Annotated in this window: 11 protein-coding genes; 3 read left to right on the top strand and 8 right to left on the bottom strand. The window is 60.6% G+C overall.

The window, feature by feature from the left end:
- Together WBF74_RS10555 and hisN are read left to right on the top strand one after the other, a co-directional pair.
- Nucleotides 1–164 (top strand): amidohydrolase family protein (locus tag WBF74_RS10555; protein WP_424439286.1); only part of this gene is annotated, 164 nt, incomplete at its 5' end.
- A 59-nt stretch (nt 165–223) separates the two neighbouring features.
- Nucleotides 224–1030 carry a histidinol-phosphatase gene (hisN, locus tag WBF74_RS10550; RefSeq protein ID WP_424439283.1) on the top strand — a complete coding sequence of 269 codons (807 nt, stop codon included), beginning with the start codon at nt 224–226 and terminating at the stop codon, nt 1028–1030.
- A 16-nt stretch (nt 1031–1046) separates the two neighbouring features.
- Here the strand turns inward: hisN and WBF74_RS10545 are convergent, their stop codons facing one another.
- Nucleotides 1047–1988, bottom strand: a complete 942-nt coding sequence (locus tag WBF74_RS10545) for an alpha/beta fold hydrolase (protein ID WP_424439280.1) — start codon at nt 1986–1988, stop codon at nt 1047–1049.
- Nucleotides 1985–2365 (bottom strand): SCP2 sterol-binding domain-containing protein, encoded by a 381-nt coding sequence (locus WBF74_RS10540; protein WP_424439276.1) that lies wholly within the window; start codon nt 2363–2365, stop codon nt 1985–1987. Before WBF74_RS10540 ends, WBF74_RS10545 begins: the two co-directional genes overlap by 4 nt.
- A 126-nt stretch (nt 2366–2491) precedes the next feature.
- On the opposite strand from WBF74_RS10540, the gene WBF74_RS10535 reads away from it, so the two are divergent.
- The gene (locus WBF74_RS10535; RefSeq protein WP_424439273.1) at nt 2492–4048 is read left to right on the top strand and encodes an acyl-CoA carboxylase subunit beta; all 1557 of its coding nucleotides are present in this window, start codon (nt 2492–2494) and stop codon (nt 4046–4048) included.
- A gap of 49 nt (nt 4049–4097) precedes the next feature.
- On the opposite strand, the gene WBF74_RS10530 is transcribed toward WBF74_RS10535, so the two are convergent.
- From WBF74_RS10530 to WBF74_RS10505, 6 genes are all read right to left on the bottom strand, one after another.
- On the bottom strand, nt 4098–4517 hold the full coding sequence (locus WBF74_RS10530; RefSeq protein ID WP_424439270.1) for a hypothetical protein: 420 nt from the start codon (nt 4515–4517) through the stop codon (nt 4098–4100).
- Between the two features lie 136 nt (nt 4518–4653).
- Nucleotides 4654–5523: an ABC transporter ATP-binding protein gene (locus WBF74_RS10525; RefSeq protein WP_424439267.1), complete on the bottom strand. Its 870-nt coding sequence runs from the start codon at nt 5521–5523 to the stop codon at nt 4654–4656.
- Nucleotides 5523–6266, bottom strand: coding sequence for an ABC transporter ATP-binding protein (locus WBF74_RS10520; protein ID WP_424439264.1), 744 nt, complete (start codon nt 6264–6266; stop codon nt 5523–5525). Before WBF74_RS10520 ends, WBF74_RS10525 begins: the two co-directional genes overlap by 1 nt.
- Entirely contained in the window at nt 6263–7231 is a 969-nt protein-coding gene (locus tag WBF74_RS10515) for a branched-chain amino acid ABC transporter permease (protein WP_424439261.1), read from the bottom strand. Before WBF74_RS10515 ends, WBF74_RS10520 begins: the two co-directional genes overlap by 4 nt.
- Nucleotides 7228–8130 (bottom strand): branched-chain amino acid ABC transporter permease, encoded by a 903-nt coding sequence (locus WBF74_RS10510; RefSeq protein WP_424439258.1) that lies wholly within the window; start codon nt 8128–8130, stop codon nt 7228–7230. The genes WBF74_RS10515 and WBF74_RS10510 overlap by 4 nt, the downstream gene beginning before the upstream one ends.
- Nucleotides 8131–8149: 19 nt before the next feature.
- Nucleotides 8150–8538, bottom strand: a 389-nt coding sequence (locus WBF74_RS10505) for an ABC transporter substrate-binding protein (protein ID WP_424439255.1), incomplete at its 5' end; no start/stop codon positions are given.

Genomic DNA, 8538 nt, shown 5'->3' with positions numbered 1-8538 from the left:
TCGGGCCGGATCGCTGCATGTTTGAAAGCAATTTCCCCGTGGACAAGCTCTCCTGCTCCTATGGCGTGCTCTGGAACGCCTTCAAGACAATCGCGAGCGGCTTCACGGCGGAGGAGAAGCGTCATCTCTTCCATGATACGGCAGCACGCACCTACCGTATCTGAGGTACGATTTCCGTTCCGAGGTATCAGGGCTATAAGAGGGCGCTTACAAAGAGGTATCCATGCTTTCTTCTCAGGACATCGACGAACTCGCCACTTTCGCCCTTGAGCTTGCCGATGCGGCTGCAGAGGTGACGCTGCCCTATTTCCGCGCCGGTCTCGATGTTGACCACAAAAGCGGAAAATATGCCTTCGATCCGGTCACGGCAGCAGACCGCGAAGGCGAAGCCGCCATTCGCAAGCTCATCACCGCGCGCTACCCGGATCATGGCATTTTCGGCGAAGAGCATGGAAAGCACACAGGCTCAAGCGGCCTCACCTGGGTGCTTGACCCGATTGATGGCACACGGAGCTTTATTTGCGGTGTCCCGCTTTGGGGAACGCTGATCGCACTCAATGATGGCACACGGCCCGTCATCGGCGTGATGGACCAGCCCTATATTGGCGAGCGCTTTGTCGGGCGACCCGGCGGCACCACGCTGATCGGCCCGCGCGGCACGGTGCCGCTCAAGACCAGCAACTGCATCAGGCTTGCAGACGCAAAGCTCGGCAACACGGATGCCGGCATGTTCATCAATCCGGTGGAGAAGGAAGCCTTCCGCGAAATCTCGTCAAAGGTGCGCCTGCGCCGTTTTGGCGGCGACTGCTATTTTTATGCGCTGCTTGCTGCTGGAACGATCGACCTCGTGGTCGAAGCCGCGCTTGAGCCTTACGACATTCAGGCGCTCATCCCGATCATCGAAAATGCAGGCGGCATCGTCACAAGCTGGACGGGCGGCGATCCGCAGGCAGGCGGCCATGTGGTGGCAGCCGCAACGCCCGAACTTCATGCAGAAGCAGTGGAACTTCTCTCTGCTGCCATCGGCTGATCTCTCGCAAGCGGCGTCAGCCGCCTGCGATGAACTCATCAAACGTCTTCCAGAAGATCGCCCGGTATTCATCGCACTCGATCAATATTTCATGCCGCGCCTCCGGCACGGAAACAAGCCGCGCATTCGGCATATGTTCGACCGCACGGGCGAGCGCTTCCGGTGCCACAAGCGCATCGCGCCCGGCCTCGAAAATCAGCATGGGTGTTTGAATGGCGGCGAGATAATAGGGCCGCGATGTCTCATCAATGGTGCGGAAGGCCGCATGCAGCCAGCCAACCGTTGTCGAGCCAAGGCCGAGCATCGGCTCCTTGCGGATGAGCGCCTGTGTGAGGGCATAGCGCTTGGGATCATGCGTGAGAATGTTGCCCTCAAACGGTGCTTCATCCATCGCCTTGTCGGTGCCGCCCGGCACATAATCCCCGTTGCGACGAAGGAAGCGCAGAAGCCCTGTCAGGCCGCGTATGACGCGCATCAGCGTGGGCGTGAAACGCAATCCGAACATGGGCGCGGACAGCACTATGCGCGAAAACCAGTCCGGCCTGTCATGCGCCGCGCGCAGCAGAATCTGCCCGCCCATTGAATGTGCCAGTCCGAGCCACGGTTTTGGGAATCGCGGGGCAACTTCTTCCATCAGCCGCGCAAGATCGCGGTCATAGGTCGAGAAATCGTCAATATGGCCCTTGCGCGGGTCGGCCAGCATGCGCTCCGAAAGCCCCTGGCCCCGCCAGTCCATCGTGACGACCGAGAAACCGCGCTGGCGCAGCTCACTCACCACTTCGAAATATTTCTCGATGAACTCCGTTCGCCCGCCAAAGAGAAAAACCGTGCCGCGCGAGACATCATCGCTTGCCCATGTGACCACACGCAGCCGCGCCCCATCATGCGCCTTGAGCCAGAAAGCTTCGCCTCCCTCCGGCATCGGATTTTCGGGGATGATGATAACCGGCGCTGTCACTCGCGCGCCCCGCTGCCCGCGGCATTTGCCTGCCGCATCATCAAAGGACGAAGCCGGGTGACAACACTGACATCCCCTACAATGCGGATCTTGCCCTGCCGGAAAGCCGTGTTCTGATCGACATGGCCCTGAAGGATCGAGAGATTGAGCAGTGCATCGACATGCACCGTGCAATCAGCCGGCACGTCGCGGCGATGCACCTCGTTCGGTACCTTCCGCCCGTCAATCACGACAACACCTGCGCCCGGATGAACGAATTTCAGCACCGCGCCAAGCGACAAATCTGATGTGAAAACCTTCCTCAGAATCGCCTCGATCTCGTCCTCGGCGCGCTTTGCCGCGCTCGCCGCAGATATGTCCGATTTTCCGCCCGCCATTTGACCGGTCTCTCGTTTTGCTTTGCAGAGCATCATAGCACTGCCGCAGGAGGGTCAACAGCCTTGGGGATCAGCAGCCTTATCCTCTAGACTCGGCCAATGTCGAAAAAGGAGGCAGCCCTACCGATGAGCTGGCAAAAGGAAACCGACGAAATCAGGCGCCGCCGCGAACTGGCGAAGCGGCAGGGCGGCGAGGAAGCGGTAAAGCGCCATCACGCCAGGGGGCGCCTTACCGTGCGCGAGCGCATCGCAGCACTGGCCGACAAGGGCAGCTTCCGTGAAATGGGCGAAGGCGCAGGCGTTCCTCATTTCGATGAAGAGGGAAATCTCATCGATTTCGAACCCGCAAACTATGTGCTCGGCTTCGCCACGGTGAACGGGCGGCGCATCGCTGTCGGCGGGGAAGATTTCACGCTGAAGGGTGGCTCGCCCAACCCGGCGGGCCTGCGAAAAAGTGTTTACGCCGAAGAACTCGCCCTCACCTACAAGGTGCCGCTTGTACGCCTGCATGAAGGCGCGGGCGGCAGCGTGGCGGGTTCATCGGGCAAGGGTAATACGCGACCACTGGGCGACCCCGTCTTTGCAACACCCCGCTTTCGCTCGATCACGCAAGTCCTCGGCGAAGTGCCGGTGGCGACCGCCGCACTTGGCGCAGTTGCAGGCATGCCCGCCGCCCGCCTTGTCGCCTCGCATTTCTCCGTCATGGCGGCAGATGCACAGGTGCTGATCGCAGGCCCGAAAATCGTTGCCCGTGCGCTTGATGAACACATGACCAAGGAGGAACTCGGCGGCGCGGATGTTCATGCGCGCTCCGGCGTGATCGACAATGTGGCGGAAAGCGAGGAAGAAGCGCTGAACCAGGTCGCGCGCTTCCTTTCCTACATGCCCGACAATGTCTGGCAGTTACCGCCCCGCATCGAAACAGATGACCCCCGCGACCGCGCAGAAGAGGCGCTTCTCTCCATCGTACCGAGGGATGCGCGCAAACCCTTCAACATGCGCAAGATCGTGAAAGCGGTGGTGGACAGGGACAGCTTCTTTGAAATGACAAAGCGCTTCGGCCCCTCGCTCATCACCGGGCTGGCGCGGCTCAATGGCGTGAGCGTCGGCGTGATCGCGAATGACTGCCACTTCTATGCCGGCGCGATGACGGCACATGCCGCGCAGAAGCTTCGCCGCTTTGTCGATATGTGCAACACGTTTCACCTGCCAATCCTCTCCTTCGTGGATGAGCCTGGCTTCATGATCGGATCGGCGTCAGAAAAAGCGGCAACCATTCGCCACGGCACCGCCGCCATTGCGGCCGTGATGCAGAGCCGCGTACCCTGGGCAAGCGTGATCGTGCATAAGGTCTTTGGCGTTGCGGGCGCGGCGCATTTCGGGCCGGAAGGATATGTTCTCTCCTGGCCAAGCGCCGCGACAGGCGCGCTTCCCGTGGAAGGCGGTGTAGCGGTTGCTTTCGCCCGCCAGCTTGCAGAAGCGGAAGACCCGGAAGCCCTGCGCGCAGAACTCGAAGCCAAACTTGCTGCCGGTCAGTCCCCCTTCCCGCGCGCAGAAGGTTTTTCAGTTCACGAACTGATTGATCCGCGCGAGACACGGGCGAAACTCTGCGACTGGCTCGACTGGACGGAGCCGCGTCGCAGCATCAGTCTCGGCCCCTACCGGACAACCATGCGGCCCTGACAAAAAAAGGGCCCCGCCGAAGCGGGGCCCTCTCCGTGGCTCCCCTCAATCAGTAATGCGAGAAGAGAATGGCGCCGGTGATGGCGCTGATGCCGAGCCAGAGCGCCACATTTGAATGGTCATGCGCCCGCACCCGGTAATAGGGGCCGTAATGCGGATGGGTTTTGTAATAAACGGGCGCACCGAAAGAATGGTAATGGTGCTGCATCACATAAGGGCGCCAGTAAGTCCACGGCCTTACCTGATGATGGTGATACACAGCCGGCGGTGGAGGCGGTGGGCGGTAATACCGCTTGCCATGATGATCATGCTTGCTGTGAGGGTGGTGATGACGCCCATGCACTTGCGTGACAAGCCCTGACTCCGGCAGGCTGATGGCGGGCTTTGCGGGCATCGCAACGGCAGATGCAGGCAACATGGCAAAGCCAAGGGCCGTGGCGAGACCGGCAGAAGCTACAATCTTCCACATGGTGCTGACCTCTCGATTTCGATTCGATACGTACCCTTGCGAGAGAGCATGAGCCGATGCAGCTGAACGGTTAATGTCATTCCCGTTCATCTGGCGTTCAGCTTCAGTGGCGGATTTCCGCCAATTCGGGGAAGGGTCAGCCGCCGAGGAAGAGGCGTCCTACATCCGGGTTGTCGAGAAGCGCGCGCCCCTCGCCCGCCAGCGCCACGCGACCTGCCACCAGTACATAGCCTATATCGGCAAAGTCGAGCCCGCGTTTCGCATTCTGCTCGACCATGATGATGGTCTTGCCATGGGTGCGCTTGAGATCGGTCAGAATCTCGAACACCATGTCGATCATGCGCGGCTCAAGGCCGATGGAAGGCTCGTCCACCAGCAACACCTTCGGGTCCATGATGAGCGCACGGCTGATTTCGAGAAGTCGCCGCTCCCCGCCCGACAGAACCCGCGCGCGCTCCCCACGCCGCTTCGCCAGCCGGTCATAACGCGCGAACACCCGCTCCGCCGCTTCATGCGCCTTGGCGCTGCTGGCGAGGAGATAGCCGCCCATCAGCAGGTTTTCTTCCACCGTCATGTCGGGAAAGACGGAATTGTCCTGAAGAATATAGGCAATGCCTGCGTCGCGGAGCTTCTCGCTCGGCGTGAGCCGCGTGATGTCGCGCCCGCCTGCCATGATGCGGCCGGAAGAAATTTTCGTGAAGCCGAAGATCGAATGCAGCACGGTGGACTTGCCCGCACCATTCGGCCCCACAAGGCAAAGGCTCTGCCCCTGCCCCACGGCGAGATCGATGCCATGAAGTATCTCCATCGCGCCATAGCCCGCATGAAGCGCGTCAAGCGTGAGCAGAGGCTCGGTTGCGAGGCTCAGAATTTCCGCGCGCGGCACCGCACGCGCAATCGCCTCCGCCTCGCGCGCAACATCGCTGGCGGAGAGCAGCGTATCGACACCCCCCTCGCCATAGCCACCGGCAAGCCTTGGCCCCTTCGGTGCGTCCTTCTCCGCCATCACGCCACCCCGAGATAGGCGTCAAGCACGCGCGGATCATCGCGCACTTCTGCAGGCGTGCCCGCAGCCAGCACCTGCCCATGTGCAAGGCAGGTGATGCGATGCGCCAGATTCATGATGACGCGCATATTGTGTTCGATGACGAGAAGCGTAACGCCCAGTTCCGTATTGGCGCGGCGAAGCCTGTCGATCAGCCCGTTGATAAGCGTCGGGTTGATGCCCGCTGTCGGCTCGTCGAGCAGCAAGAGTTTCGGCTCGTTCATCAGCGCCATCGCAAATTCGAGAAGTTTCTGCTGGCCGAAGCTCAGGTTTCCCGCCTTTTCATTGCGCTTGTCGTAAAGCCCGACAAAGCCGAGCAGATCTTCTGCGCGCCGCTTGCTCGCCGGCGGCACGGGCTTCAACAGCGCAACCAGCCCGCCCTGCGCCTCACGCGCACTGATGGCCATGTTTTCCATGCAGTCCATCGCGCCATAAATGCGTGTCTGCTGATAGGTGCGCAGAAGCCCCCGCCGTGCGATTGGCGCCGTGCGCAAATGACGGATCGACTTTCCTTCAAAGAAAATGTCGCCCTCATCCACCGCATGAACACCGGCGATGCAGCCGAAGAGTGTGGACTTTCCCGAGCCATTCGGTCCGATCAGCCCGACAATCTCGCCCGTCTTGACCGAGAGCGAGACATTGTTATTGGCAACGACACCGCCAAAGCGCTTCGTCACATGCTGCACATCGAGAAGCAGGGTCATGCCGCCTCCCTCCGCGCGCGCCGTTCTGCGATCCAGCCCATGATGCCTTGCGGGAAGAAAACGACGATGACCACGATGAGAAGACCGAGCGCAACACGCTGCCAACCGAGCAGCCATGTCCAGAAAAGCTCCTGCGTGACATGAAACACGAAAGCGCCCAGCACCGGCCCCCAGAGCGTGCCCTTGCCGCCGAGAATGGCCATCAGCACCATCCACACACCGAATGTCGCCCCGGCAAAGGCAACGTCACGCGGATCTATGAAACCGATCATATTGGCCGCCAGCGCGCCTGAAATGCCAAGGAAGAAGGCGGAGATGCACCAGGTGAAAATCTTGATTGGCGTGGTGCGCAGTCCCATCGCATCCGCCTTGTCGTGATCGTCACGAATGGCATTGAGCGCGAGGCCGAAACGCGTCGCATAGAGCCATCGGCAAAAAAGGAAGCAGCAGGCCGCAACCCCAAAGAGCGCATAGGCAAAAAAGAGTTCGCGCTCTCCCAGCGCGCCGGGATAAAGCGGCAGCGCAAGACCTGAACCCGCACCAACATAATCCCAGCCCGCCGCGATCTCCGCCGCTGCAACGGAAAGGCCGAGCGTGCCAATGGCGAAGTAATGTCCGCGAATGCCGAGCAATGCTGCACCGAAAAGGGCTGCCGCCGCCACCGCAACCACCGCCCCCGCCGCAGTGCCAAGCGCAAGCCCTTCGAAATAGGGAAGCCCCGCATCACGCTGGATTACTGCAGCGGCATAACAGCCAATCCCGAAGAAGACGATATTGCCGAAAGAGTTGTAGCCCATCCGCCCGCCCAGCATGTCCCATGTCACGGCGAATGTGACCATGAGCCAGAGAAAGGCGATCTGCGTGATGAGCGAGGGCAACACAAGCGGCCCGGCAAGCCCGAGCAGCGCAAGCGCTACCAGCACATGCCAGTCCTTTATGTGCTGCAATCCCTTGTCGCCACTCATTCGAGATAGCTCCGCTTGCGCGCCGCGCGGATGCTCCGCCAGACGAGGATGACGACCATCAGCGCAAACACAAAGGCGATCTGAAATTCGACGCCGAGCACGAAGCCCGCAACATTTTCAAGTGCGCCAAGACCGAGACCCGCCGCAATGACGGCACCGACATTGCCGACACCTGCCACTACCACAACCATGAAGGAGCGGATCGTATAGGGAAGGCCGAGATAGGGATGGATCGTCCAGGCCATCACGGCAAGGCTGCCCGCCGCACCACACAGCGCCGCATTGAGCGCATAGGTGGCGGCGAACACACGGTCCGTATCAATGCCCAGAATGCGCGCCGCGCGCGGATTCTGCGCCGTCGCGCGGATGGCCTGCCCGAGCCGCGCCTTGCCGAGAAAGAACCAGAGCGCCGCACCGGCACCGAGCGCCAGAACAAACGCAAGGAGCTTCACAACGGAGAGCGTCACCATGCCATCAAGGAAATAAATGGAACCGAGATCGGCATCGACGGTGCGCACATCCGAGCCGAATACGGCATTGGCAAGCTGCTGGATCAGGATTGAAAGGCCGAAAGTCGCAAGGATCGAAATGAAAATATCGCGGTCCACCACACGGAAGATCACCGCCTTGTAGATGAGCCATCCGACGCAGAACATCACCGCAGATGAAAGCGGCAGCCCTGCAAGCGGCGGCACACCCCATTGCACGGCAACGAAGGTGATATAGCCGCCCAGCACGACAAGCTCGCCCTGCACGACATTGACGATGTTGAGTACACCCCAGACAAGCGCCATGCCATAGGCCGCCAGCGCAAAGATCGCGCCGATGAGAAGCCCGTTCAGCACCACATCAAGCGCGACAGGCGGAAACTCAAACAACAGGGAAAGATTATCAAGCACGCAGGATCGACCCTTCCTGTCAGCGTTCGGACCAGGGCGGCGTCGGCCAGCGCAATTCGCCTTCGGCAAATTCGCGCGGATAGACGACTACATATTTTCCGTCCTGAATCTGAAAGAGAACAGTGGGCTTTGACACATTCTTCCCTGTCTCATCAAACCTGATGGGACCATAGAAAGTCTGCATGTCGGTCTGCGACAGTGCATCGCGCACGGCATCCGGCTCCAGCGTACCCGCCCGTTCAAAGGCATCCGCAAAGACTTGCACCGCCGCACTCGACTCAGCTGCCTGATAGGGCGCGACATGATTGTAGGTCGCCTCGTAAAGCGCGGCATAATCGGAAGCGCTGCCAAAAAGCGCGTCTTCATATTTCAGCGTCGAGGCCCATTGCGCGGCACAGAGCACATATT

The organism is Parvibaculum sp. (assembly GCF_049672805.1).
Taxonomy (GTDB): domain Bacteria; phylum Pseudomonadota; class Alphaproteobacteria; order Parvibaculales; family Parvibaculaceae; genus Parvibaculum.
The sequence above is the reverse complement of the archived record's forward strand: the minus strand, read 5'-3'. Positions and strand labels throughout refer to the sequence as shown.

Excerpts from the sequence above, each read along its gene's own strand:
- hisN (WP_424439283.1), top strand. The coding sequence starts at position 224 with ATGCTTTCTTCTCAGGACATCGACGAACTCGCCACTTTCGCCCTTGAG.
- WBF74_RS10540 (WP_424439276.1), bottom strand. The coding sequence starts at position 2,365 with ATGGCGGGCGGAAAATCGGACATATCTGCGGCGAGCGCGGCAAAGCGC.
- WBF74_RS10535 (WP_424439273.1), top strand. The coding sequence starts at position 2,492 with ATGAGCTGGCAAAAGGAAACCGACGAAATCAGGCGCCGCCGCGAACTG.
- WBF74_RS10530 (WP_424439270.1), bottom strand. The coding sequence starts at position 4,517 with ATGTGGAAGATTGTAGCTTCTGCCGGTCTCGCCACGGCCCTTGGCTTT.
- WBF74_RS10525 (WP_424439267.1), bottom strand. The coding sequence starts at position 5,523 with ATGGCGGAGAAGGACGCACCGAAGGGGCCAAGGCTTGCCGGTGGCTAT.
- WBF74_RS10520 (WP_424439264.1), bottom strand. The coding sequence starts at position 6,266 with ATGACCCTGCTTCTCGATGTGCAGCATGTGACGAAGCGCTTTGGCGGT.
- WBF74_RS10515 (WP_424439261.1), bottom strand. The coding sequence starts at position 7,231 with ATGAGTGGCGACAAGGGATTGCAGCACATAAAGGACTGGCATGTGCTG.